This is a genomic window from Vibrio sp. D173a (assembly GCF_030248475.1).
In genome coordinates, this window is the sequence record NZ_JAHGAH010000606.1 from 1 (window position 1) to 1,103 (window position 1,103).

The 1,103-nt window shown below is 47.4% G+C and carries 2 protein-coding genes; both read left to right on the forward strand.

The genetic code is table 11. The features are described 5' to 3' along the window. Window positions 1-165 (forward strand): iron chelate uptake ABC transporter family permease subunit (locus KIV40_RS27860; RefSeq protein WP_285352441.1); only part of this gene is annotated, 165 nt, incomplete at its 5' end. Between the two features lie 221 nt (window positions 166-386). Further along, window positions 387-1,103 (forward strand): GntR family transcriptional regulator (locus KIV40_RS27865; RefSeq protein ID WP_285352439.1); only part of this gene is annotated, 717 nt, incomplete at its 3' end.

Below are 1,103 nucleotides of genomic sequence, written 5' to 3' on the forward strand. Positions count from 1 at the left end.
TATCGCGCTGTACCTCAAATGCTCACGGCGGCACTACTGGGGGCAATCATCATGATTTGTGCTGATTGGATAGGCCGAACCCTTTGGTTCCCTTGGCAATTCCCGGCAGGACTGCTCGCCTCTTTGATTGGTGGAGGCTACTTCCTGTACTTGATGAGACGCTAACTCAGCCGACAAGAATTGCTCAAACACAAGGCCCAGTGAACACTCAATCACTGGGCTTTTTTTGTTCTCCCCTTCGTATTTTGGCAACCAAAACACAATTTATGGTATTCATGCTAATTTCTGTTTACCATAGGCGCATCAACTTATCTCGGGTGAAAGAATTTACCTCGAGTACAACAGTTTATCTCGGGTACAACAAACCCAGAACAATTTTTGACGATATGGACACATCAGCAATCACAAGACTTCAACGCGATTTACTCTTCAAGGTAGTAACACGCCTCAAAGAGGAAAATGCCGTCGCCGGAAATAGCCTGAATGAATCCTCGCTTGCGCAGCAATTTGAGGTTTCAAGAACGCCGATGCGAGCAGTACTCAAGCACTTGTCCGATCAAGGTATCGCGAAGTCGGTTCCATACAAGGGATTTGTACTGCAGGTGAATGCCTGCGATATCGAAACCGATGATCAAAATAACCAAGAGCAAGCGCGCGAAGAGCAACTGTACTTGCGACTACTGATGGATATTTTCTTTGGCGAGATCAGCGATTCGTTTTCGGAAAATGAACTCCAACAACGCTATAACGCCAATCGAGGAGAAGTACAATCGGTGCTCAGGTTATTGGAAAGCGACGCGATTTTCCGACGCAGTCCTGGTTACAAGTGGCAACTGGATGGAGTACTCAACTCCCTTGAAAGACACACCGAAAGTTACCGATGCCGTCTGATTTTTGAACCTGCTGGTCTACTTGAACCCACGTGGAGGCTAAAACGCGACGCATTGGAAAAATGTCGTGAGCGCCATATCCATGCTATCGACAACCCAGACTCAATCACTGCAAGTCAGCTTTTCACCTTGAGCGCAGACTTCCATGAGATCCTTGCAGCAAGCTCTGGTAACCGCTTCCTGCTCGGTATGATGCAGCAACAAAATCGACTG